Origin of the sequence: Pseudomonas halotolerans (assembly GCF_039581215.1) — a bacterium.
GTDB classification, from domain to species: domain Bacteria; phylum Pseudomonadota; class Gammaproteobacteria; order Pseudomonadales; family Pseudomonadaceae; genus Aquipseudomonas; species Aquipseudomonas tehranensis.
Genome location: NZ_JBCNTJ010000003.1, coordinates 324847 through 346942, shown reverse-complemented (window position 1 = coordinate 346942; position 22096 = coordinate 324847). Strand labels below are relative to the sequence as shown.

22 protein-coding genes are annotated in these 22096 nt (G+C 61.5%); 6 read left to right on the top strand and 16 right to left on the bottom strand.

The window, feature by feature from the left end; genetic code table 11:
- Positions 1-119: 119 nt before the first annotated feature.
- The 3 genes from AAIS01_RS06250 to AAIS01_RS06240 all read right to left on the bottom strand — a co-directional run bounded on the left by AAIS01_RS06250 (position 120) and on the right by AAIS01_RS06240 (position 2695).
- A complete protein-coding gene (locus tag AAIS01_RS06250; protein ID WP_343468280.1) occupies positions 120-494 on the bottom strand; it encodes a response regulator transcription factor in 375 nt (124 codons plus the stop codon).
- 102 nt (positions 495-596) lie between these two features.
- Positions 597-1247 carry a response regulator transcription factor gene (locus AAIS01_RS06245; protein ID WP_343468279.1) on the bottom strand — a complete coding sequence of 217 codons (651 nt, stop codon included), beginning with the start codon at positions 1245-1247 and terminating at the stop codon, positions 597-599.
- Complete coding sequence (locus tag AAIS01_RS06240; protein ID WP_431191910.1) at positions 1244-2695, bottom strand: PAS domain-containing sensor histidine kinase; 1452 nt, start codon at positions 2693-2695, stop codon at positions 1244-1246. Before AAIS01_RS06240 ends, AAIS01_RS06245 begins: the two co-directional genes overlap by 4 nt.
- A gap of 484 nt (positions 2696-3179) precedes the next feature.
- Here AAIS01_RS06240 and AAIS01_RS06235 point away from each other — a divergent pair, with 484 nt between their 5' ends.
- Positions 3180-4121, top strand: coding sequence for a LysR family transcriptional regulator (locus AAIS01_RS06235; protein WP_343468277.1), 942 nt, complete (start codon positions 3180-3182; stop codon positions 4119-4121).
- 20 nt (positions 4122-4141) lie between these two features.
- Here AAIS01_RS06235 and AAIS01_RS06230 read toward each other — a convergent pair whose 3' ends face one another.
- Positions 4142-5161 carry a GlxA family transcriptional regulator gene (locus tag AAIS01_RS06230; protein ID WP_343468276.1) on the bottom strand — a complete coding sequence of 340 codons (1020 nt, stop codon included), beginning with the start codon at positions 5159-5161 and terminating at the stop codon, positions 4142-4144.
- Between the two features lie 229 nt (positions 5162-5390).
- Positions 5391-5825, bottom strand: coding sequence for an Rrf2 family transcriptional regulator (locus tag AAIS01_RS06225; RefSeq protein WP_092398055.1), 435 nt, complete (start codon positions 5823-5825; stop codon positions 5391-5393).
- A gap of 146 nt (positions 5826-5971) precedes the next feature.
- Here AAIS01_RS06225 and AAIS01_RS06220 point away from each other — a divergent pair, with 146 nt between their 5' ends.
- Positions 5972-6865 carry an NAD(P)/FAD-dependent oxidoreductase gene (locus tag AAIS01_RS06220; RefSeq protein WP_343468275.1) on the top strand — a complete coding sequence of 298 codons (894 nt, stop codon included), beginning with the start codon at positions 5972-5974 and terminating at the stop codon, positions 6863-6865.
- A 23-nt stretch (positions 6866-6888) separates the two neighbouring features.
- Here the strand turns inward: AAIS01_RS06220 and AAIS01_RS06215 are convergent, their stop codons facing one another.
- The 3 genes from AAIS01_RS06215 to AAIS01_RS06205 are packed head-to-tail and all read right to left on the bottom strand — an operon-like array spanning position 6889 to position 9916.
- Positions 6889-8196 carry a CitMHS family transporter gene (locus AAIS01_RS06215; protein ID WP_343468274.1) on the bottom strand — a complete coding sequence of 436 codons (1308 nt, stop codon included), beginning with the start codon at positions 8194-8196 and terminating at the stop codon, positions 6889-6891.
- A 50-nt stretch (positions 8197-8246) separates the two neighbouring features.
- On the bottom strand, positions 8247-8570 hold the full coding sequence (locus AAIS01_RS06210; RefSeq protein ID WP_214912366.1) for an AtuA-related protein: 324 nt from the start codon (positions 8568-8570) through the stop codon (positions 8247-8249).
- On the bottom strand, positions 8570-9916 hold the full coding sequence (locus AAIS01_RS06205) for an acyclic terpene utilization AtuA family protein (protein ID WP_343468273.1): 1347 nt from the start codon (positions 9914-9916) through the stop codon (positions 8570-8572). The genes AAIS01_RS06210 and AAIS01_RS06205 overlap by 1 nt, the downstream gene beginning before the upstream one ends.
- A gap of 101 nt (positions 9917-10017) precedes the next feature.
- On the opposite strand from AAIS01_RS06205, the gene AAIS01_RS06200 reads away from it, so the two are divergent.
- Positions 10018-10896 carry a LysR family transcriptional regulator gene (locus AAIS01_RS06200; protein WP_343468272.1) on the top strand — a complete coding sequence of 293 codons (879 nt, stop codon included), beginning with the start codon at positions 10018-10020 and terminating at the stop codon, positions 10894-10896.
- A gap of 45 nt (positions 10897-10941) precedes the next feature.
- Here the strand turns inward: AAIS01_RS06200 and AAIS01_RS06195 are convergent, their stop codons facing one another.
- Positions 10942-11793, bottom strand: coding sequence for a CAP domain-containing protein (locus tag AAIS01_RS06195; protein WP_343468271.1), 852 nt, complete (start codon positions 11791-11793; stop codon positions 10942-10944).
- Between the two features lie 268 nt (positions 11794-12061).
- Positions 12062-13696: a methyl-accepting chemotaxis protein gene (locus AAIS01_RS06190; RefSeq protein ID WP_343468270.1), complete on the bottom strand. Its 1635-nt coding sequence runs from the start codon at positions 13694-13696 to the stop codon at positions 12062-12064.
- A gap of 268 nt (positions 13697-13964) precedes the next feature.
- Between AAIS01_RS06190 and AAIS01_RS06185 the strand changes: the two genes are divergently transcribed.
- Together AAIS01_RS06185 and AAIS01_RS06180 are read left to right on the top strand one after the other, a co-directional pair.
- Complete coding sequence (locus tag AAIS01_RS06185; RefSeq protein ID WP_092398075.1) at positions 13965-14795, top strand: undecaprenyl-diphosphate phosphatase; 831 nt, start codon at positions 13965-13967, stop codon at positions 14793-14795.
- The gene (locus tag AAIS01_RS06180) at positions 14792-15199 is read left to right on the top strand and encodes a DUF1294 domain-containing protein (RefSeq protein WP_343468269.1); all 408 of its coding nucleotides are present in this window, start codon (positions 14792-14794) and stop codon (positions 15197-15199) included. Before AAIS01_RS06185 ends, AAIS01_RS06180 begins: the two co-directional genes overlap by 4 nt.
- A 3-nt stretch (positions 15200-15202) precedes the next feature.
- Here the strand turns inward: AAIS01_RS06180 and AAIS01_RS06175 are convergent, their stop codons facing one another.
- Positions 15203-15556, bottom strand: coding sequence for an MmcQ/YjbR family DNA-binding protein (locus AAIS01_RS06175; protein ID WP_343468268.1), 354 nt, complete (start codon positions 15554-15556; stop codon positions 15203-15205).
- On the bottom strand, positions 15553-16461 hold the full coding sequence (locus AAIS01_RS06170) for a LysR substrate-binding domain-containing protein (RefSeq protein ID WP_343468267.1): 909 nt from the start codon (positions 16459-16461) through the stop codon (positions 15553-15555). Before AAIS01_RS06170 ends, AAIS01_RS06175 begins: the two co-directional genes overlap by 4 nt.
- A 129-nt stretch (positions 16462-16590) precedes the next feature.
- Between AAIS01_RS06170 and AAIS01_RS06165 the strand changes: the two genes are divergently transcribed.
- Positions 16591-17199, top strand: a complete 609-nt coding sequence (locus AAIS01_RS06165; protein WP_343468266.1) for an FMN-dependent NADH-azoreductase — start codon at positions 16591-16593, stop codon at positions 17197-17199.
- A 60-nt stretch (positions 17200-17259) separates the two neighbouring features.
- Here AAIS01_RS06165 and AAIS01_RS06160 read toward each other — a convergent pair whose 3' ends face one another.
- The 4 genes from AAIS01_RS06160 to AAIS01_RS06145 form a co-directional block, all read right to left on the bottom strand.
- Entirely contained in the window at positions 17260-18453 is a 1194-nt protein-coding gene (locus AAIS01_RS06160; RefSeq protein ID WP_343468265.1) for an MFS transporter, read from the bottom strand.
- A gap of 385 nt (positions 18454-18838) precedes the next feature.
- Positions 18839-19990 (bottom strand): acyl-CoA dehydrogenase family protein, encoded by a 1152-nt coding sequence (locus AAIS01_RS06155; protein ID WP_343468264.1) that lies wholly within the window; start codon positions 19988-19990, stop codon positions 18839-18841.
- 3 nt (positions 19991-19993) lie between these two features.
- Positions 19994-21100, bottom strand: a complete 1107-nt coding sequence (locus AAIS01_RS06150) for an enoyl-CoA hydratase/isomerase family protein (RefSeq protein ID WP_343468263.1) — start codon at positions 21098-21100, stop codon at positions 19994-19996.
- Positions 21101-21234: 134 nt separating this feature from the next.
- Positions 21235-21942 carry an HPP family protein gene (locus AAIS01_RS06145; RefSeq protein ID WP_343468262.1) on the bottom strand — a complete coding sequence of 236 codons (708 nt, stop codon included), beginning with the start codon at positions 21940-21942 and terminating at the stop codon, positions 21235-21237.
- Positions 21943-22096: the final 154 nt, after the last annotated feature.

Here is a 22096-nt window from a genome sequence, read left to right as displayed (position 1 = left end):
TCGGCTCGCTGCAGCAAATGGTATTCGCCGCGGTCACATCCAACACTTCTACATAGGGTCATCGGGCCTATGCGTGGGTAGGGGGTGAGTTATACGAAGGTATGGATGGTGCGCTGAAGTCAAAAAGGACGTTCAAGTACCGACTCGATGCAAGCGATCAGCGCAGCGCAGTCGAACGGCTTTGGGAAAAATGCCCGCGGCGTGGGAGCCGCCGCGCTGAGACGGGGTGGAGCACCGGGGTGGCCGGTAATGAAGATGACCGGGATACGAATGCCCAGGGAAGACAGCTGTTCATACATCTGAATGCCCGTCATGCCAGGCATCTGTATATCCGATATCAGGCAGGCGGTTTTGCCAGGTTCACTGGAAGACAGAAATTGCAGGGCGTTGGCGAATGTGTTGACCCGATAGCCGTGGGAGCGTAACAAGCCATCCAGTGCAATTCGGACCGATTCGTCATCATCAACGACTGAAATAATTGCACTGTTGGACATGTTGATACCTGGCAGTGATATCAGGTTGCCATAGAGGCACCCGCGATCATTGCAAGATACGCGGTTCAGGCGTCCCGCCAAGTATACGTGGGTATGAAAGCGTTACTGGTCGCTGGCAAGTTCCAAGGCCTGGGCCATGCGTACCAGGTCGGCAAAGGAGCGCGCGGACATTTTGCGCATGGCCTGGCCACGGTGAATCTTGACCGTGATTTCGCTCAAGCCTATCTCGGCGGCAATCTGCTTGTTCATCAGTCCCGACGCCGCCAGCGCCATGACTTGCTGCTCCCTCGGCGTCAGGGTGAGGTAGCGCTCAAGCAGGTGTTGGTGGTTGCGCTCGGCTTCGCGACGCAGCCGATCCTGTTGATGGGCGGCGGCCACAGCATCAATCAGGTCTTGCTCGCGAAACGGCTTGGCGAGGAAGTCCACCGCGCCGGCCTTCATCGCTCGAACGGTCATGGCGATATCGCCATGGCCGGTCATGAACACGATCGGTAGTTGAACGTTGGCGGCAACCAGCTCGCGCTGGCAATCCAGGCCGCTGGTGCCCTGCAGGCGTACGTCCAGTACCAGGCAACTGGGCAGATCGGGCCTGGGATGCTGCATGAACCCTGCGACCGAGCTGAACAGTTGAACCTGCAGGCCAATGGAGCGCAGCAGGCTGCCGAGGGATTCGCGCAGAGGGGCATCGTCGTCGACGATGTAGACGAGGGGGGCGGTGCAGGTGGCTGGATGCTTGTGGGAATAAGGGCTCATTGGGGCTCCCCGGACAACGATGCGCACGTTAACAACGGCAGTGCGAACCTGAATGATGTGCCTTGGCCAACCTCGCTGGTTGCCCAGATCCTGCCCTCATGAAAGTCGATGATGGACCGGCAGATGGACAGGCCCATGCCCAGGCCATTTTCCTTGGTGGTGAAAAAGGCATTGAACAAGGAGGGCAGCATGTCGGCGGCGATGCCGGTTCCTTGGTCGGTCACCTCCAGCACAGCCTCATTGGCTTGCAGCCAGGTGCGGATCTGCAGAATGGGCTCGCGCACTTTGATCCCATCCATGGCGTGGCAGGCATTGATGATCAGGTTGATGATCACTTGCTGCAGTTGCACCCGGTCTGCGCTGACCTGCACGCCGCTCGTCGCCAGATCCACTTGCACCCTGACTTTGTGATGAGCCAGTTGCTGCTGGACCAGGTAGAGCGTCTCGCTGACGATATCGTCCAGCGGCTCGGGGCGACGCAACGGATCACACTTGCGTGACAGCGCCCGGATGCGGCTGATGACCTCACTGGCGCGACACCCGTTGGCGATGATCCGGTCGAGGGAGTCGAGGGCCTCTTTAAGGTCGGGTTCGGGGCGTTGAAGCCATCGGCGGCAGGCTTCGCCGCTGCTGGTAATGGCCGTCAATGGCTGGTTGACTTCGTGGGCAATGGAGGCGGCCATTTCCCCCAGCGAAGTCAGACGGGTGACGTGGGCCAGTTGGGTCTGAGCGCGGAACAACGCTTCTTCGGCCTGCTTGCTGGCGGTGATGTCCATGAGCGCGCCGAGGTACTGGAAATGGCCGTGTTGCAACAGCGTGGGACTGGCGATCATGTGGATATGCTTGATACGCCCGTCAGGCATCAGCAGGCGCAGCTTGACCTCAATCTGCGGTTCGCGGCGGGCGGCCTGTTGGAAAACCCCGCGTGCCAGTTCAAGGTCTTCGGGGTGCGTGCGTTCGAGCATCATCGAAACCGTCGGCGCCTTGCTGGGTGGGTATTCGAAGATCCGTGCAGATTCCTCCGACCAGGATATGTTTTGCCGATCACCGCGAAAGCCCACGCTGCCCGTCTGGCTCAAGCGCTGGGCACCGATCAGGTAGGCCTCGTTATGCCGCAAGCTGTCTGAAGCCTGCTTGCTGCGCAGCGCCAGGAAGGCAATGGCCGACAGCGCTGTCAGGCAGCGGAAAAAACCGGTGGTCGAATCCCAGCGATGGTAGCCGCCGTTGTACAGGAACATCGCGGTGAGCAAGAGCATGCACATTAATGCGACGGTGATTACCAGGTTGATCGAGAACAGATTGGCCGCCATCAACAGCAAGGTGATGTACAGCAGGGTGGGGGCCAGGTCGGAGTGGGTTTCTGAATTGATGATGACAATCCCACAGGCCACTACCAATCCCACCGCCCAACCGAGGGCGTTGACCAGCGGGTGGGTACTGATTCCCATCGACAGTCGTGGCCCCTTCTGGCATGGGGTGTATCGCAGGCTGTCATAGACGTTCTTGAGCATCGCGGAGGGTAGGGGCACGCTGGCAGACCTTTTGTTATTACGTGGTCTCGCTCTGGGATGTCGGGGGACAGAGCATCGGTTCGTATCTTAGAAGCGCCGCTTGGGCTGAGGTAGGACATAAAACCCTGAAATTCCGCCAGGCCGTGCCCACACCGCCCTTGTGGCGAGGGGATTTATCCCCGTTGCGCTGCGAAGCGGGGATAAATCCCCTCGCCACAAGGGCGGTGTTCGCCAGGGGGGGTATATACCGAAGTATCGATGATGTTGCCCAAAGGGTGGGCTGAGTGTCCCCACGTACGACAGACACGGGGCCGGTAGGGGAATAGTCTCGTAACACCCCTTCGCCGCAGTGTCTTGATGGTGGCGCAGGGGATGAACTTCTCTACCCTGACTCAATGGCCTGGCGCCTGAGGCGACGACTATGATGAACAGAAATGACCTGCGTCGTGCTGACATCAATCTGCTGGTTGTCTTCGAAACCATGATGCATGAGCAAAATGTCACGCGCGTCAGCGAAAAGCTGTTCCTCGGACAGCCCACCATAAGCAACGCTTTGGCGCGCTTGCGGGTGATGTTCGATGACCCCTTGTTCATCCGGTCCGGGCGACTGATGGAGCCGACCTTCAGAGCGCGGGAGATTTTTTCTAATCTTTCTCCGGCATTGGACTGTATCGCCGCAGCTTTGAGCCGCTGCCAGACATTCGAACCGGGCACCAGCGAGGCCACTTTCCATATCGGGCTCTGCGACGACGTCGAATATGCGTTATTGCCGGACCTGCTGCGACGGCTGAGAGGCGAGGCGCCGGGTATGACGCTGGTGGTGCGCCGGACTGATCAATGGCAAATGTCGCAGCTCTTGGCCAGCGGAGAGATTTCCTTGGGGATCAGCCCGACCCTGGAGCTGCCGGCCAACGCCCGGCGCAAGATGCTACGTGCGGTCCGGCCGATGCTGTTGCGGGCCGATTCTCACCCCGACAAGCTGACCCTGGACCAATTCTGCTGTCGGCCCCATGCCGTGGTGTCGTCCATGGGCAATGTCACTGACGATTCGGACCGAGCGTTATGCCAGATGGGCCGCCAGCGTCGGGTGGTGCTGACGGTGCCGCAGTTCAGTGCCTTGCCGGTGTTGCTGGCGCAAAGTGACATGATCGCCATCGTGCCGGATTATGTCGCCCGAGCGATGACGTTGGCGCCAGGTTTACGGACCGAACCGGCCCCGATTCGCTTGCCCGAGCATGAACTGTCCATGGTCTGGCGCGCCGCCTCCCACAATGATCCGGCGGAACGTTGGTTACGCTCCCGCTGCAGCGCGCTCTTGGCCGAGCAGGCCGATCCGCAGGCGCCATCCAGAAAAGTCGCCTGACAGCCGCGAGGGTGGCGCCGTCAGCGGGAAAACCGGTTGCGATATTCTCGGGGGGAAATCGACAGGTGGCGCTGAAAGGAGTGGCGCATTCGCTCCTCGTCACCGAAACCGCATGAGCGCGCAATCTGGTCGATGTTGCGCTGGGAGTCTTCCAGCAGCCGTCGCGCGGCTTCCAGGCGGAACATCTCGACCGCTTTGGCCGGGGTTCGTCCAGTCTGGCGTTTGTAGACCCGGGCAAAATTGCGCGGGCTCATCCGCGCCTGCCGGGCGAGCCGCTCGACGGTCAGGTCATCGTCGGCCAGATGGTCGGCAATCCATAGGTGCAATGCCTCGAACCCGGCGCTGTCCTGCATCTGTGATTGCAGCAACTGGCTGAACTGCGCCTGCCCACCGGGCCGCTTGAGGAATACCACCAGCTCCCGGGCCACCTGCAAGGCCACGTCGCGACCGCAATCGGCTTCGACCAAGGCCAGTGCCATATCAATACCGGCGCTGACGCCCGCCGAGGTCCATACGCTGTCCTGCTGGACGAAAATCGCGTCCAGGTCCACTTCGATCAATGGAAAACCCGTCTTGAGCATCTCGCACATGGCCCAGTGCGTGGCGGCCCGTCGTCCGTCCAACAACCCGGCCTGAGCCAGCAGAAACGTTCCGCTGCATACCGACGCGGTGCGCCTGGCCTTGACTGCGGCCTTTTGCAGCCATTGCACCAGGTCGACACAGTCGATCATCGCCTGACGTATGTTGGGTGCTCCAGGCACAATCAGCGTGTCGATGACAGCCGCGTCGAACTGGCGGAGAGCGGCGGTATCCACGGCCAGGCCTTCGGCGGTTTGCATCAGCCCACCGTCCAGGCTGGCGGTGTGCATCCGGTAGCCGGGCCGGTTGCGTTCGAGCATGGCTTTGGTCGCGGCCCAAAAGACCGTCTGCGCGCCGGTCAGGTCCAACAGACCCATTTGCGGATAGGCCAGGAACACAAGCGTGCGCGGTTGGCCAATCGATTCGGCGGCGACGCCGATGTCACTGATGATTTCGTTCATGGTCGTTTTGTGGGGCTGCCATTGGAAGGTCGAGCGGGCACCGGAATGCAAGTGTGAGGTTCCATGGAGCCTTGATCAACTGCTGAAGCGCTATCACAGCTGCTCGCCATTCACCGCGTAGTTCAATGCCACCCGGCAGCCGGCGACGTCCGTGCCGTTGGCCTGGAGCAGCAACAGTCTGCCGATGGGTGGCCGATCTTAATGTCCGAGATCAGGCCCGCTTCCCCCCTCAGCCGTGCCCGTCCCGAAAACGCTGATCAAAATCCTCGGCCAGCTGCGCCAGGGTGATGCTGCCCAAACGCTTGAGCAGCAACGCTTGGGCCTCATCGAATGCGTCCGTCAGCGCCGCATTCACCGCTTGCTCCACCAGGCACTGCGGGTGATCGGTGGACAGGCCGATGGCAAAAATCGACGTACTGCCCAAGGCTTGATGGATGTCGAGCAGGGTCATTTCTGCCAGGGACTTGCTCAACGTCCAGCCGCCGCGGTGGCCTTTTTCCGACGTGACGTAGCCCTGTTCCTTGAGCAGCGCCATGGTCCGGCGCACCACCACAGGGTTGGTGCCGAGCATCTGCGCGAGGGTGTCGGAGGTGGCGGATTGCTGGTGACGATCCATGTGGATGAGCACATGAAGCATGCGGGATAGGCGCGTGTCGTTTCTCATGATAACGGCGTTGTTCGGTGGTTGAGACGGGCTGAGTATCGCCTGTAATTGCAAAAGTTACGAGATCGTTGACAGGCGCTTTTCAAGGAACTTACGATGTGTCGAGACTTTAGCGGTCCTTCGAACACCACCCTTGGAGAAAGATCATGGGTTACGACGTCATCATTACAGGCGGCAGTTACGCGGGTATGTCGGCAGGTTTGCAACTGGCACGGGCCCGGCGAAAGGTGTTGGTGATCGATGGGGGGCTACGCCGTAATCGGTTTGCTGCGACTTCCCATGGTTTTCTTGGACAGGATGGCCGTGCGCCCGCTGACATCGCCGAGGATGCCCGCGCCCAGCTCATGGCTTATCCGACGGTGGAGTGGCTGTCGGACACCGTGGTCCAGGCTCGCAGGGAGGAGGGCGGCTTCACTCTGGAAACCGCTGGTGGGCAACGGCTCAATGCCCAACGCCTGCTGTTGGCCACCGGAGTGGTCGATGAGTTGCCGGCGGTGCAAGGGCTGGCCGAGCGCTGGGGCAAAAGCGTGTTCCACTGCCCTTACTGCCACGGTTATGAGTTGGACCAGGGGCCGATCGGCGTGCTGGCAACGTCGCCCATGTCGCTGCACCACGCCATGATGCTTCCCGACTGGGGGCCGACGACGTTCTTCACCAATGGCGTATTCGAGCCGGACCCGGAGCAACGGGCCAGCCTCGAGCTACGTGGGGTGACGCTGGTGGCCGAACCGGTCGAACGCATTGAAGGCGAGCGGGCGAATGTGGTGCTGGAAGGGGGGCGCGTGGTCGCCATTGAGGGGCTGTTCGTCTTACCGCGTACCCGCGTGGGCAGCTCGTTGGCCGCCTCTCTGGGGTGTGAGTTCGAAGATGGCCCGCTCGGCGCCTTCATCCAGACCGACCTGACCGGTGAAACCAGCGTGCCGGGGGTGTTTGCCTGTGGTGATGCGGCCATGCCCTTCGGCTCGGTGGCACTGTCCGTGGGCGATGGCGTGCGGGCGGGATCGGGCGTGCACCGATCGTTGATCTTCGGCGCACACTGAAAATCCGTTCCCCGCCCGGAAACCTAGACCTGTACCGCCCCGGTCGCCACGGCGAAGGTGAGCATCACCAGGCTGACGCCCCAGGCCCAGAAAAAGGTGTAGGCGATGTGTTTGCGCAACTCCACGCCGGACAACGCCAGGGCCAGGTACACGCTGGGCACCACCGGGCTGATGGAGAAACCGGTGTTTTCACCGATCAGCATGGCCCGGGCCACCGCATCCAGGGGCACGCCCGCGGCGGCGGCCACGTCCCTGATTACCGGCAACAGGGCAAAGTAGTAGGCGTCCGGCGAAAAGATCATCCCCAGGGGGACGCCAAAAAAACCGACGATTACATGCAGGTACTGAGCGGAGCCGGCCGGTAGAAAGTCGATCAGTGCCAAGGCCATGCCATCGGACATTTTTGCCCCGGAGAGCACACCCAACAACACGGCGGCGGCCATCATCACCAGGACCATTTGCAGGGCGTCGGACGCATGGGCCTTGAGGCGTTCGGCCTGGGCGTCCAGGGAGGGGAAGTTCAGCGGCAGGGCAATGCCCAATCCCACCATGAAACAGGCATAGAGCGGAAAGATACCGGTGAACAGGCACGCCAGGATCGCACCGGTCAGCGCCACGTTCAGCCAGTACCGCAGGTCGCGGGGCGAGAGGCCGAACTCGCGACCTTCGCTGGCCAGGCTGTCCAGATCGACGCTGGCGGCCGCTCCCAAGGACATCGGCCGACGACGCTGGGCGCGCGAGCCCAGTACCGTCGCCACCAGCAACATGCAAACCAGGCCCACCAGTTGCACTGGCAGCAAGCCCAGCCAAAGCTCGGTGGCGTCCAGCCCTGAAACCGCGGCGGCCCGGGCCGTGGTGCCGCCCCAAGGCACCATGTTGATCACCCCGGCGGTGGTGCCCACCAGGCACAACAGCATGGCCGGGTTCATGTTCAGGCGCTTGTACAACGGCAACAGTGCCGGAATGGTCAGCAAAAATGTCGCGGCACCTACCCCGTCCAGATGCACCACCGACGTCACCAGCACCGTGACCACTGCCACGGCCAGCGGCTTGCCACCGGTGCTGCGGATCAGCAGATTGACCAGCGGGTCGAACAGCCCACGATCACGCATGATCCCGAAAAACAGAATGGCAAACAGAAACAGCGCGGCGGTGGGCGCCACGGTGATCAATCCGGCCTTGATGAACTCGCCAATTTGTCCGGGGTTGAAACCGGCCAGCAGGCAGGCGGCGACGGGGAGGGTGGTGAAGGCGACGACGGGGCTGATCCTGCGCAGCAAGATCAGCCCGATGATGACCAGCATCATCAAAAAACCCAACGTTGTAATCATGGTGCAGCCTCTCTTTTTATTGTTGTCGACGGGACGGGCGCGTGAGTCCTTCAGCCCTGTGGTCTGGGCAGGCGCAGGGCCAGGAGCAGATAACTCAAACTCTTGCCATGCCGATCAAGGCCGCAACTGAGGTTGACGCCGCCTTCCAGGGCGTCTTCGAGGACGAAATTCAGCGCGTGCAGATTCGGCAGTTCATAGCGATGCACTTTGGACGGCTGGCGCGTGGCAAATTGTTCGGCGACTCGTTCGCAGGTCAATTCGCGCAGCAACCAGGGGTAGTGCGCCGGATCGAGGGGCAATACCGCAATGCTGAGGATGTTGCCTTTGTCTCCGGCACGAGCGTGGGCGAAGTCGGCGAGGGTGACCAGATTCATCAGTACCACTCCAGGGTCGTGTGGATTTCGCTGCGTGGCAGCAGGAAACTGCGGGTGGTGACGGCTTCAGCGAGGTGCCGGCGAACGCCGCCACCGCCGGCCGGACCGTTGGTGTAAAGCGACTCCACTTCGGCCAACAGGGTCTGGACCATTGCCTGGTCGGTGTGGGTGAGGCCGACGCGCACACGCACATCGTCGAGGGCCGGCGCCAGAGCCAGTCTTTGTTCCAGATAGCGGCCTCCGTGGTCATTGAACAGGCTGGCGACACCCGACAAATCGATCCAGGGCTGTACGCCCGGCGCCAGCCGCTCAAAACGTTGCAGCAGAATCTCTCGGGCCAAGGCGGCGCGGGCTACGGCACCGGGGCCGGCATAGGAAATTTCCGCCTCGCCGAACCATAGCCCGCGCACACCGGCCAAGCCCTTGAGCGTATCGGGGCGCGGATGGCCCAGCAGGCCGCTGACCTCAACGCGGTCATCACCCAGGTCGTGGACGCGGGCTTGTCCCAGGTCCAGCACCACATCCGGGGTCAGGTAGCGGCGCGGATCATGCACCTCGTATAGCAATTGCTCCTTGACCGTCTGTTCGCTGACGCGCCCCCCGCTGCCCAGGGTTTTGCCAATGATCAAGCGTCCATCCTCATGGATTTCGGCAATTGGGCAACCGAGGTTCGCCGGGTCCGGGATCTCTTTGACCCCAGGGTGGGCAAAGTACCCGCCGGTGACCTGGGTGCAGCATTCCAGCAAATGCCCGGTCGCGGTGGCGATGGCCATTTTCTGCCAGTCGTCGGCGGCCCAGCCCAGCCCATGGCGAATCGCGCCCACCGCCAGCGAGGGATCGGCCACGCGCCCGCACAGTACGATGCCGGCACCTTCTTGCAGCGCCGTATGAATGCCGTCGGCCCCGGTGTAGACATTGACCGATACCACGTCTGCCAGATCCTGGGGCAGCCATTGCTCGAAGCGCGGCGGGGTTTCTTCCAGCAGGTCATCGCCCAGAACGCAGGCAATTTTCAATGTCGGATAGCGTCCTGCCAGTGTTGCTCGCAGGCGCTGCGCGGCGGCTCTGGGATTGGCTGCGCCACCATTGGTAATGATGGGGATCCCGGCTTCGATACACACATCCAGCATCGGTTCGAGGAAATCGAACAGGCGAGAGGCGTATCCGGCTTGAGGATCGAGCCCCCTGCGCAACTGTGCTTCGGCCAGCGTCCGTTCGGCCAGCAGTTCCAGCATGATGTAGCGCTGGCCGTTTCGTTGCGCCAGATCCTGGGCCAGGCGCAAGGCGGCGTCCGGGCGATCATTGGCAAAACCGGCGCCGCATCCGACGAGAATTGTTTTGGTCATGTCCGTTTCCACTGAGGGGATGGCCCATAGTGGCGGGCATGGATTGTTCTGTGAATTTTAAAGGTAGAATCAATTGATCCATTATCTTTATAAGTGCCGCCATGAACGTTTCTTTCCGACAGCTGCGTGCCTTTATCCTGATCGCGGAAACCTCAAGCTTCACGCGCACCGCTGAACAGCTTCACCTGTCCCAACCGGCGCTGAGCTACAGCATCCGCAAACTGGAAGAGACCATGGGATTGCAGTTGCTGGCGCGTAACACCCGCAGTGTCGAGTTGACGCTGGCCGGCGAGCACTTCCTGCCCCAGGCCCGGCGCATGCTCAGGGACATGGACGATGCCGTACGCGACGCTCGCGACACCCTCAGCCTGAGTCGCGGCTCCCTGCGCCTGGCGGCACTGCCCACGGCTGCGGCTTCGTTCCTGCCTGTCGTCATCGCCGCGTTCCAGCGCCAACACCCCGGTGTGCGGGTGAGCGTACTGGATGGTCGGGCCGGGGAGATCATGGGCTGGGTGCAGCGCGGCGAGGTAGACGCGGGCATTACCTCGTTACCCGACGACCTGTCCGGGCTCAGCTTTGTGCGCCTGCTGGATGACAATCTCGTGTTGCTGACCCACAAGGACCATCAGCGTGACAGTCTGGACGACTGGAAGCGCAGGCCCTATATCGCCTTGACCCCCGACACCAGTATCCGGCCCTTGGCCGACGCAGCGTTGCGCTACCTGAATGTCGAGCCTGAGCCGGCCTGGGAGGTGGCGCACATGAGCACCGCCACTGCGCTGGTACGCGAAGGGTTGGGATTTTCCCTGCTGCCGGCCAGTTGCACGGCAGTGTTCAATATGGGTGAGCAGTGCGCTGTGATCGCCATCGACCAGCCCGGCAAACGTTCGATCGGCTTGTTACAACGCAAACCAGTGGCCCAGTCACCGTCGTTGAGCCAATTCATGCAGCATTTGCGGCAAACGCTGCGCCAGCAATGACAGTGTCATCGTCATCGCGAGCAAGCTCGCTCCCACAAGAATCGGCTATTGGGTGCCAAACATCGCGGTCCAATAAATCCCGGCATCGCTCTTTGGGTCCATGGCATAGCCGGCGCCCAGCTCTTTGAACTGCGGGTTCATCAGATTGGCGCAATGCCCGGGGCTTGCCAGCCAGCCGTCCACCACCTTGAGGGCTGTATCCTGTCCAGCGGCAATGTTCTCGCCAATCAATTGGCCGAGGTAACCGGCCAGCTCGGCGCGGTCGCCGGGCATACGGTTGTCGCGATCCTTGTGGTCAAAGAAGTTGTTGTTGGCCATGGCGCGGCTGTGGCTCACGGCGGCCAGAGCCAGCGTGGCGTTCCAGGTCAGCGGCGTGGTGGCCGTGAAGGCTTCGGTGCCGCAGCGCCGCGGCTGGGCACGAGCCGTGTTGATCAGCTTCAGCAGCTTCTGGCCTTCGGCCTGCCAGTCTCCCAGGCGCGCCGACAACAGTGGGCGCGCCAACACGATTCGCCATTCGCGATCCAGGCGACTGACGCCGATGTCGACGAACTGTGGATCCAGCACCACCTGGCAGAAGCTCTCCCGCACCGCTTTCATCGCAGCTTGCGCGTCTCGCGGCCCGGACAGGCTGATGGCCTGCACGTTGACCATGGGATAGGCCGTGCGGGCCAACGCCTGCTGCAGGTCGCCAATGCCGTTGGCCGACAGGATCAGCCGCGAGTCCATGGCCAGCGGCGGCAACTCCAGAGAAGCTTGATCCGCGCAGCTTTGCGACTGGCTGCGGTAAAGGTTGATGGACTCGACCAGTTGCGTCTCTTCGTTGGCCAGGACACTGGTGGCGAAGGCCAGGCCCAGCGACAGCCCGATAAGACGCATGACGGATGAAATGGCACGCATGTAAATCTCCCCTGAGCGGACGGCGCCTATGATGCGCAATTTTTGCCCGGCTGGGGCAACGGTATTCACGCTCTCTTGAAATCCCTTGCAACGGCACCGCTGGGTACCGTTTGGGACAATCTCAAGTAGTGGGATCAATTTTCAGGCGAATAAGTCCATTTGCGTCGATTCAAGGCCAAAAACCGCCGAATGATCAGCTCATCCAGTTCCCTCCATCGACGTTACAAGTCTGTGCTACCCCATGTTCGCCCGGGCGAGGAAACACGCGCTAGACCCTGAACTGCTTCAGCAACCCGTTCAATTGTTCACTCAGCGACTTGAGGCGGGTGCTCGCCAGGCTCGATTGCTCGGCCGCCAGGGCGGTGCTGTGGGACAGACCCGCAGCCTGGGTGACGTTCTGGTTGATGTCTTCCACCACATGGGCCTGTTGCAGCGTGGCGCTGGCGATGGAGGCGTTCAGGCTGTTGAGGTTGCGCAGGGCCTGACCGATAGCATTGAGACTGGCACCTGCCAGCCCGGCTTGTTCAATGGTCAATTGCGAAGCACGGCTGCTGTCGCTGATGACTTTCACCGCCGCCTCGGAATGGTTCTGCAAGCGTTCGATCATCGCCTGGATCTCGGCGGTGGACTTCTGCGTGCGCTGGGCCAGCAGCCGCACTTCATCGGCCACCACGGCAAAGCCGCGACCTTGTTCACCGGCGCGGGCCGCTTCGATCGCGGCGTTGAGGGCCAGCAGGTTGGTTTGCTCGGCAATGGAGCGGATCACCTCCAGCACGCTGCCGATCTGGGTGCTTTCGCTGGCCAGGGTGCGGATCACTTCCACCGCCTGGTCGATGGTCTGGGAGAGTCGGTCGATCTGCTGCAGGCTGCCGTCGATGTTGACCTGGCCTTGCTGGGCCTGGGATTCGGCATCGCGCATTTCGCTGGCGGCGTGTTCGGCGTTCTTGGCGACATCTTGCACGCCGTAGGTCACTTCGTTGATTGCAGTGGCCACCAGTTCCATCTGTTGCGATTGCTGCTGGCTGCGCTCCTGGGCCTGGGCGGCGTCGTTACCCAGTTCGTTGGACGATTGCCCCAGCGCACGGGCCGAGTCCTGCAACTGGCTGACGACTTCGCGCAATTTGGCGGTAAAGGCATTGAAATGCCGGGCCAGTTGCGTCACTTCATCCTGGCCATGGGTGTCGAGGGTGCGAGTCAGGTCGCTTTCGCCGCTGGCAATGTTGGCCATGGCATTGACCGTTTCCTGCAACGGCCGAACGATGCTGCGCACGATCAGGGTCAGGAGCAAGCCCATGAGCAGGGTGATCGCCAGGCCGATCAGCGAGGCCTTGATCACTTGAGACTGGAATTCTGCCTGCACGTCATCCACGTACACGCCCGAACCGATGATCCAGCCCCAGGGCTCGAACAATTTGACGTAAGAGGTTTTCGCCACTGGCGCCTCAGCGCCCGGTTTCGGCCAGAGGTAATCCACCATGCCCGCGCCCTTGGCCTTGGCAATGGCGACCATCTCGTTGAACAGCGCAAAACCATTCGGGTCGCGAATTGCCGAGAGGTTCTGGCCTTCGAGTTTCGGGTTGGTCGGGTGCATGACCATTACGGGGGTCAGGTCATTGATCCAGAAGTAATCACTCTGGTCATAGCGCAAGCCGCGCACCGCACTAAGCGCCTGCTTCTGCGCGACCTCGCGGGTCAGGGTGCCCGCTGTTTCCAGGCCATGGTAGTAGCTCAGTACACCACTGGCAGTCTGGACCACATGCTGGGTTTTCTGCACCTTGGCCTGATACAGGTCGGTGTGGATCTGCTTAAGCATGAACGCGCCCAAGGTGAACAACATCACGATGGACACGACCAGGATGAGCCACAAGCGTCGGCTGATCGACACATTGCGCAAGCTATTCATACGCTGTCACTCCGGTTTCTTATTCTTGTCATCTGACCGCCTGAATCCGGCGCGGGCAGGTAGGACCTGGTGCCCAAGAGCCATAACGCGGCAGCGTTATCAGGGCTTGTCTGATAGGATTTCGGCCCCGCGGCGCAAAACCTGAGCCTGTTCCAGTTTTTTCATTGGTTTTTTTGAGAAATCGCAGTCACCGTGCGCCTGCTGTTTACACCTGCATAACGCTTAAATTTTGATGAGACGTGCGCAAGCATAGTCTTTTGGGGGATGAATGGATTTGTGGACCGCCTTTCAGGCACTGATTCTTGGCGTGGTAGAAGGCTTGACGGAGTTCCTGCCGATCTCCAGCACGGGGCACCAGATCATTGTCGCGGACTTGCTCGAGTTCGGCGGCGAGCGCGCGATGGCGTTCAACATCATTATCCAGCTGGGGGCGATCCTGGCGGTGGTGTGGGAGTTTCGGCGCAAGATCTTCGACGTGGTACTGGGCTTGCGTACCCAGCCCAGCGCTCGCCGGTTTACGGCCAACCTGCTGATTGCCTTCATGCCCGCCGTGGTCTTGGGCGTGCTGTTTGCAGACCTGATCCACGAATACCTGTTCAACCCGATCACCGTGGCCACGGCGTTGGTGCTGGGTGGTTTCGTGATGCTCTGGGCCGAGAAGCGCCAGCATACAGTGCATGCCGAAACGGTAGACGACATCACCTGGAAGGATGCACTGAAAGTCGGCTTCGCCCAGTGCCTTGCGATGATTCCCGGCACCTCCCGTTCAGGCTCGACCATCATCGGCGGCTTGCTGTTCGGGCTGTCGCGCAAGACCGCGACCGAGTTTTCGTTCTTCCTGGCGATGCCAACCATGGTCGGCGCAGCCGTCTACTCAGGCTATAAATATCGCGAGCTGTTCGTGCCGGCGGATTTTCCGGTGTTCGCCATCGGCTTCGTCACGGCGTTCATTTTCGCCATGATCGCGGTCAGGGGCTTGTTGCTGTTCATCGCCAGCCACAGCTACGCGGTATTCGCCTGGTACCGGATCGCGTTCGGCCTGTTGATTCTGGCCACCTGGCAATTCGGTTGGGTGGACTGGACGGCGGCCCAGCCATGAGCCGCCCGGACCGCGAGCCGGGCCCGGCAGTGCAGCGTTTGCGGCTCAAGCTCGTGGTATTTGCGCTGGTGTGCGCCTTACCGCTATTTGGGGCGCTTTTGCTCGGGTTGCGCGCGGTGTCCTGGGTGCCGCTGACGGCCTACGGCCTCGTCAGCATGGTGACGTTTTTGCTGTACTGGAGCGACAAGCGCAAGGCCCGCGCTGACGCCTGGCGCATCCCGGAAAACGTATTGCATGCCGTGGAACTGGCCGGTGGCTGGCCCGGGGCGCTGCTGGCCCAGCAGGTGTTTCGGCACAAGACCCGCAAGGTGCCGTTTCAGGTGGTGTTCTGGTTCATCGTGTTGCTGCATCAGGTGTTCTGGATCGACCAATTGTTCCTGGGACACCTGCTGATGCTGTTCTGAGTGTCACGGCAGCAGCAAGCTAACCTGCGTGCGCTTGGGCAGTTTGCTCACCACCAATTGATGGGAGCGCTGCAGCAGGCCACGCAGCTCATCGGCGCCCAGCGGGTAGGGCGTCTGCATGATGATCCACTGGGCTCGCGCCAGGTACGGCGCCGGGCCAATCCCGGGGCGGTCGCAATGCCCCAGGAACAGATCCTTGTCGACCTTGAACGCCAGTGATTCGCCCCGCAGGTTCTGCAGGGCAAACATCTTGTTGCCGGCAATGGAAAATACCCGCACGCCGCCCCATTTGTAATCTTCCCTGGCGCCCGGCAAACCCAGGCAGAAGTGCGCGACATCCGCTTCGCTCAAGCTCATATTTTCCTATCCCCACAGCTTTCGAATGCGTCTACCAGATGGTCGATCCAGGCGCGTACCGCCGGCAGCATGCCGCGTCGGTGCGGGTAAACCGCCTGCAGCCAACCGTCCGGCAGCGACCATTCGGGCAACAATTCCACCAGTGTGCCGTCCTGCAGTTCCTCCTCGCAATACATGCTCGGCAACAAGGTGAAACCCAGGCCGGCAAGGGCGCAGGCACGGCGCACAATGAAGTCGTCAATACCCAGCCGGGCTTCCAGGGCCAGTTCGACGGGCTCTGCGTTGGCCTTGAGCAGACGCAGGTGGACCAGGCGATCGGCGTCCAGTGCTCCGAGTATCGGCAGCTTCTTGAGATCCTCCGGGGTATTGATCTGTCGTCCTTCGACGAACGCCGGGCTGGCGACCATGATCAGTCGCGCCTGACGCAGCCGTCGCGTCATCAGCAGCGGGTCTTCGTCCCCCAGATCGCGCACGCGCAATGCCACGTCGATGCCTTCGCTCACCAGGTCTACCCGCCGATTGACCAGCATCATTTCCAGCTGCACTTGAGGGAATTTTTCCAGGAAACTGGCGATCACCCCGCCCAGCATCTGGTGAGCCAAGCCCACCGGACTGGAAACCCGCAGGCGCCCACGCGGCTCAGTGGACATGCTTGCCACGGCTTCATCGGCCATCTCGGCTTCCAGCAGCATGGCTTGGCAATGACGCAGATAAGGCTCGCCCACAGCCGTGAGCTTCAACTGGCGGGTGGTTCGTTGCAGCAGTCGGGCGCCAAGGCGTTCTTCCAGTTCAGCGATACGCCGTGACAGCCGCGACTTGGGAATACCCAACAGGCGCCCGGCGGCGGCGAAACCACCGGCTTCGACCACTTTGGCGAAGTAGTACAGATCGTTAAGGTCTTGCATATCGAGCTCTATTGTCCTGTCAGTGGAACGAACTATCGCATTAATGCTGACTTATCGGCTATTGGCTTCATCGATAGGATTGTCCTCAATTGATCGCCTGGTCGCGATCCTCACTTGGAGAGCACTGACATGAAACTGCTGCACATCGATTCGAGCATCCTGGGCGACAATTCCGCGTCCCGCCAATTGAGCCATGACGTGGTTGAGGCCTGGAAAGCTGCCGAAGCGGACGTCGTCGTGACCTACCGCGACCTGGCCGCCGATGCCATCAGCCACTTTTCCGCGCAGACCCTGATCGCCGCCGGTACCAGCGCTGAACTGCGCGACGCCGCCCAGAAGCACGAGACTGACCTCAGCGCCTCGACCATGGCCGAGTTCCTGGCGGCGGACGCGGTGGTCATCGCAGCACCGATGTATAACTTCACCATTCCGACCCAGCTCAAGGCCTGGATCGACCGTATCGCCGTGGCCGGCCAAACCTTCCGCTACACCGAAGCCGGCCCCGAAGGCCTGTGTGGTGGCAAGAAACTGGTGATCGTTTCCACCTCAGGCGGCTTGCATGCTGGCCAGCCAAGCGGCGTGGCGCATGAGGAGTATCTGAAGCTACTGTTCGGCTTCCTCGGCATTACCGACATCGAGTTCGTTCGCGCCGAGGGCCTCGCTTACGGTGACGAGATGCGCACTAAGGCCATGAGCGAAGCCAAGCTGCAGATCAGCGAGCAATTCGCCGCAGCTTAAAGACCGTGCAAAAAACACCAGGCCTGGGCGTACCGGCCTGGTTGGTTTGCAGAAGGTCGATCAATACGCGGCTTTTTCGGTACGGCGACGCAGCAGTAAAGTCAGCCCCAGTCCGATGATCGACAGCAGTGCCGCACTGAAAAAGATCGAGGAATATCCCAGATTCAACGCCACCGCGCCCATCAAGGGCCCGGCAATCGCCAGCGCCAGGTCGAAGAACACCGCATAGGCGCTCAGTCCTGCGCCACGGCTGGTATTCGGTACTTGCTTGATGGCCTCCACACCCAACGCCGGATACACCAGCGACAGCCCGAACCCGGCCAGCCCCGCGCCGATCAGTGCGAACGCGGTGGAAGGTGCCAGCCACAGCAACACCAGCCCCAGGGTTTCTATACACATGCAGGCAATGGCTGTTCTGAAGCCTCCGAAGCGGGCGATGCTGGAAATGAACAATAGGCGCGCCAGGATGAAACAGATGCCAAACACCGTCAGGCACCAGGCCGCCCCCGTCCAGCCGCGACTGACATAAAACAATGTGATGAACGTGGTGAGCGTACCGTAGCCGATCGAGGCCAGGCACAGGCTCGTTCCGAACGGTGCAATACGCCCGAACACCGCCCAAAAGGGCAGCCGCTCGCCGCGAATGACCGGCACCGACGGCTTGTTGCGGATCAGCAGCAGCGCCGTGCCGGCCAGCAGCGACAATGCGATCCCCAGGCTGACAAAGCCCAGCTCACCCACCATCACCACCCCCAGCGGCGCGCCGATGGCAATGGCGCCATAGGACGCGATGCCGTTCCACGAGATTGAGCGGGCCGTGTGTTCCACACCCACCTGGCCCATGCACCAACTGATAGTGCCCACGCCAATCATTCCCTGGGCCACGCCAAGCAGCAAACGCCCGGCAATCAGAATCAGCAGGCTGAGCATTGGAAAGCTTTGCAGCAGCGTCGAGAGCAACGTCAATAACCCACTGAGCAAAATGCCGTACAGCCCATAAACGATCGCCCGTTTGGTGCCAATGCTGTCCGACAGCCTCCCGGCCATAGGCCGACTGAGCAGCGTCGCCAGATACTGCGAGCCGATGGTCAGCCCGGCCACCACGGCACTGAAGCCCAACTGGTCGTGGACATAGCCCGGTATCACAGCAATCGGTAGGCCGATGCAGAGGAAGGCGATGAAGGTATAGAAAACGATGGAGATGATCTGCAAGGTGATCGACAGGGAACTGGAGGCGGGTGGGTGTGCTGACATGGGGCTCGTTCGCGGGCGGCGGTAAGAGGGCTTCATCATGGCGCGCGCCGGGAATAAAAGAAAGCAGGCTAACGGTTTGCCCGGCCGGTGAGGGGGCGACGCTATCGCGAGCAGGCTTGCCCCCACACTGGATCTTGGGTGTACGCAGCATCTGCTTACACCAATGAATCCTGTGGGAGCGGGCTTGCCCGCGAAGACGCCGGCACATCCAGCATAGAAGTGACTGATCCACCGCTTTCGCGAGCAAGCTCGCTCCCACACTGGATCTCGGGTGTATGCAGCATTTGCTTACACCAATTAATCCTGTGGGAGCGGGTGTACGCAGCATCTGCTTACACCAATGGATCCTGTGGGAGCGAGCTTGCTCGCGATGCTTTTCCAGCCATCACACCAGGTAGTGTTTCAACTCCCGGGCGATAACCATCCGCTGGATCTCGCTCGACCCTTCATAGATCTGGGTAATCCGCGCATCGCGGTAGTAGCGCTCCACCGGATAGTCCTCGAGATAGCCGTACCCACCATGAATCTGTATCGCCGAAGAGCAGACTTTTTCGGCCATTTCCGAGGCGAACAGCTTGGCCTGGGAGGCCTCCGACAGGCATGGTTTGCCGGCGCTACGCAGGCGGGCGGCATGAAGGATCAGCAAGCGGGTGGCGTTCAGGCGGGTGTGCATGTCGGCCAGCAGGTTGGCGATGCTCTGGTGTTCGATGATCGGCTTGTCGAACTGCACCCGGTCCCGCGAGTAAGCCAGGGCCGCTTCGAACGCCGCACGGGCGATGCCCAGGGCCTGCGCCGCGATGCCGATGCGGCCGCCTTCGAGGTTGGACAGGGCGATCGCCAGGCCTTTGCCTCGTGCTCCCAACAGGTTGGCTTCAGGGACGCTGCAGTTGCTCAAGGTGACGGCGCAGGTGTCCGAGGCGCGAATGCCCATCTTGTGTTCGGTGCGATCAACGATGAAGCCCGGCGTGTCGGTGGGCACCAGAAACGCTGAAATGCCTTTCTTGCCCAGCTCAGGGTCGGTCACCGCAAAAACAATCGCCAGTTTCGCGCGCTTGCCGTTGCTGACGAATTGCTTGGCGCCGTTGATGACCCATTGGCCGTCCCGCAGTTCGGCGCGGGTGCGCAGGTTGTGGGCTTCGGACCCGGCCTGGGGTTCGGTGAGGCAGAAGCAGCCGATGGCCTGGCCGCTGGCCAGATCGGCCAGCCAGGTCTGTTTCTGCTCTTCAGAGCCGTAATTGAGTACCGGCCCACACCCCACCGAGTTGTGAATGCTCATCAGCGCCCCGGTGGCGCCATCGCCGGCGGAGATTTCTTCCACCGCGAGGGCATAGGCCACGTAATCGACGTAGGTACCGCCCCATTCCTCGGGCACCACCATGCCCAGCAAACCCAGTTCACCCATTTTCGCCACCAGGGCGTCGTCGATCCAGCCGGCTTTTTCCCAGGCCTGGGCATGAGGGGCGATCTCGCCGCGGGCAAAATCCCGAGCCATGTCGCGGATCATCACTTGCTCTTCGGTCAGCTCAAGGTCGTGCATGGTTCAGTTCCCGTGGTCGTCGAAGCCGTCGAAGAAACTCGCCACGTGGCGCTTGTCCAGCGCCTCCAGGGTCGGCGGGTTCCAGCGCGGGTTCTTGTCTTTGTCGATGAGCAAGGCGCGCACGCCTTCGATCAGGTCGCCGCGCTCGAACCATTGACGGTCCAGGTGCAGTTCCAGGGCAAAACAGTCTTCCAGGCTCAAATGCCGGCCGCGCCGCAGCATTTCCAGGGTCACGGCCATGGCCAAGGGCGAGCGGGTCGCCAGCAGGTCGGCGGTTTTCAGCGCCCACTCATGGCTGTTGGCGACGGTGACCTGACGCAACTGCTCCACCATGCTTGCCACGTCCGCAAGGGCAAAGAAGTGATCGATGGCCGGGCGCAGGTCGGCCAGAGGCGGGGCAGGCAACTGCTGCATGCCGAGTTTCGCCAGCAGGCCTTGCAGGTCTTTGAGGGGGGCGTCGTGCCATTCCAGGCGATCGAGACGCTCATCGAGCGAAGCGAGCTTGTCGCTGTCCAGGTACCAGTCGGCCAACCCGCAATACAGCGCGTCGGCAGCCTGGATCTGTACGCCACTGACCCCCAGGTAGATGCCCAGTTCGCCAGGAATGCGCGGCAGGAAATAGCTGCCCCCGACGTCGGGAAAGTAACCGATGGCGACTTCCGGCATGCCCAGGCGGCTACGTTCGGTCACCACCCGCAGGTCGGCGCCTTGTGCCAGCCCCATGCCGCCGCCCAGGACGAAACCATCCATCAAGGCGAGGATCGGTTTGCGGTAGTGATGAATCGTCAGGTCGAGGGCGTATTCCTCGACGAAAAAATCTTGGTGCAGGTTGTCGCCTTGCTTGTGGCTGTCGTACAGCGAGCGGATATCGCCGCCGGCGCAAAACGCCTTGTCGCCGGCACCGCGCAGTACCACCGCGCGGATCTGTGGGGCCAGAGCCCAGGTATCGAGCTGTCGCTGCAAGCTGCGCACCATGCCCAGCGTCAGGGCGTTGAGGCCGGCGGGGCGGTTCAGGGTCAAGTGGCCGATATGGTTGCGCACTTCGACCAGCACTTCATGAGCCACGGCTTCGATGGGTCCCGAGGCTTGTGATGAAACCTGAGCTGTCATCGCTAACTCCCTGCTTTTATTGTTCTTTATGAATTGTGTCGCGCGTACCCGGTCAGGATCGTACCAGTGCAAATTTGCCTTGCACAACCGGGATACGTGCAGGTCCTGTCTGCATATTTATAGCAGTCACAGGTTCAGCCGCGACCCGAGAGCACTTCCGTGATGCTGCGACGCCTGGCATTGCGTTCGCTGGCGTGGATCAATTGCTCGAGATCTTCGGGGGTTACGTCAAAGAATGCTTCCATTTGCTCAAGAGCGAGCTTCAAGTCCTCAGCGGTAATGGCCTGACGGTCGACGGGCGAATGGTCGACGGGAATGACGGGCGTCGGCTCGCTGGCTCGCTTGGGGTAGCGCACGCGCGTCAGGTTGTTGTAGGCCAACGCACTCAAGAGCAGGGTGGAACCGGCCAGCATGGCGGCACCAACGGCCTGCCAGTCCAGGGCGATGATCGAAGGATCGGCCAACACCATCGTCGCCGCCAGGGCGCCTGCCGGAGGGTGCAGGCAACGCAACCAGCACATCAACACCAGCGCCATGCCGGCCGCCAGACAGGCGCTCCCCAGGGTGCGGCCCAGGACATGGGCCACCAGCAATGCCATCACCGAGGCGCACAGGTAACCACCAAAAATCGACCAGGGCTGGGCGAGGGCGCCTGAAGAGACGGCGAACAACAGCACGGCCGAAGCGCCGAGCGGGCCAATCAGGTGTTGCGCCACTTCAAGGCCGAAGACCTGGCCACACAGCCACACACTGAACATCGTCCCCAGCGCCATGCCGATGGCGGCCCGGCTCCATTCGGTGGGGCGGGTATTGATAGCAGCGGGGAACCAGCGCGAAAGCATTCAGCGAAAATCCAAAAAACGAACAAAAAAAGGGGCTTACGGGAGAATCCCTGAAAGCCCTTTAAGTGTTCCAACAGTTGGGGGAGGAACGATGCACAGTGTGCCGTTCGCGACCCTCGCTTACAAATTCATATTAATGCTGTTTGAGTGCATT

Excerpts from the sequence above, each read along its gene's own strand:
- AAIS01_RS06250 (WP_343468280.1), bottom strand. The coding sequence starts at position 494 with ATGTCCAACAGTGCAATTATTTCAGTCGTTGATGATGACGAATCGGTC.
- AAIS01_RS06245 (WP_343468279.1), bottom strand. The coding sequence starts at position 1,247 with ATGAGCCCTTATTCCCACAAGCATCCAGCCACCTGCACCGCCCCCCTC.
- AAIS01_RS06240 (WP_431191910.1), bottom strand. The coding sequence starts at position 2,695 with ATGGGAATCAGTACCCACCCGCTGGTCAACGCCCTCGGTTGGGCGGTG.
- AAIS01_RS06235 (WP_343468277.1), top strand. The coding sequence starts at position 3,180 with ATGATGAACAGAAATGACCTGCGTCGTGCTGACATCAATCTGCTGGTT.
- AAIS01_RS06230 (WP_343468276.1), bottom strand. The coding sequence starts at position 5,161 with ATGAACGAAATCATCAGTGACATCGGCGTCGCCGCCGAATCGATTGGC.
- AAIS01_RS06225 (WP_092398055.1), bottom strand. The coding sequence starts at position 5,825 with ATGAGAAACGACACGCGCCTATCCCGCATGCTTCATGTGCTCATCCAC.
- AAIS01_RS06220 (WP_343468275.1), top strand. The coding sequence starts at position 5,972 with ATGGGTTACGACGTCATCATTACAGGCGGCAGTTACGCGGGTATGTCG.
- AAIS01_RS06215 (WP_343468274.1), bottom strand. The coding sequence starts at position 8,196 with ATGATTACAACGTTGGGTTTTTTGATGATGCTGGTCATCATCGGGCTG.
- AAIS01_RS06210 (WP_214912366.1), bottom strand. The coding sequence starts at position 8,570 with ATGAATCTGGTCACCCTCGCCGACTTCGCCCACGCTCGTGCCGGAGAC.
- AAIS01_RS06205 (WP_343468273.1), bottom strand. The coding sequence starts at position 9,916 with ATGACCAAAACAATTCTCGTCGGATGCGGCGCCGGTTTTGCCAATGAT.
- AAIS01_RS06200 (WP_343468272.1), top strand. The coding sequence starts at position 10,018 with ATGAACGTTTCTTTCCGACAGCTGCGTGCCTTTATCCTGATCGCGGAA.
- AAIS01_RS06195 (WP_343468271.1), bottom strand. The coding sequence starts at position 11,793 with ATGCGTGCCATTTCATCCGTCATGCGTCTTATCGGGCTGTCGCTGGGC.
- AAIS01_RS06190 (WP_343468270.1), bottom strand. The coding sequence starts at position 13,696 with ATGAATAGCTTGCGCAATGTGTCGATCAGCCGACGCTTGTGGCTCATC.
- AAIS01_RS06185 (WP_092398075.1), top strand. The coding sequence starts at position 13,965 with ATGGATTTGTGGACCGCCTTTCAGGCACTGATTCTTGGCGTGGTAGAA.
- AAIS01_RS06180 (WP_343468269.1), top strand. The coding sequence starts at position 14,792 with ATGAGCCGCCCGGACCGCGAGCCGGGCCCGGCAGTGCAGCGTTTGCGG.
- AAIS01_RS06175 (WP_343468268.1), bottom strand. The coding sequence starts at position 15,556 with ATGAGCTTGAGCGAAGCGGATGTCGCGCACTTCTGCCTGGGTTTGCCG.
- AAIS01_RS06170 (WP_343468267.1), bottom strand. The coding sequence starts at position 16,461 with ATGCAAGACCTTAACGATCTGTACTACTTCGCCAAAGTGGTCGAAGCC.
- AAIS01_RS06165 (WP_343468266.1), top strand. The coding sequence starts at position 16,591 with ATGAAACTGCTGCACATCGATTCGAGCATCCTGGGCGACAATTCCGCG.
- AAIS01_RS06160 (WP_343468265.1), bottom strand. The coding sequence starts at position 18,453 with ATGTCAGCACACCCACCCGCCTCCAGTTCCCTGTCGATCACCTTGCAG.
- AAIS01_RS06155 (WP_343468264.1), bottom strand. The coding sequence starts at position 19,990 with ATGCACGACCTTGAGCTGACCGAAGAGCAAGTGATGATCCGCGACATG.
- AAIS01_RS06150 (WP_343468263.1), bottom strand. The coding sequence starts at position 21,100 with ATGACAGCTCAGGTTTCATCACAAGCCTCGGGACCCATCGAAGCCGTG.
- AAIS01_RS06145 (WP_343468262.1), bottom strand. The coding sequence starts at position 21,942 with ATGCTTTCGCGCTGGTTCCCCGCTGCTATCAATACCCGCCCCACCGAA.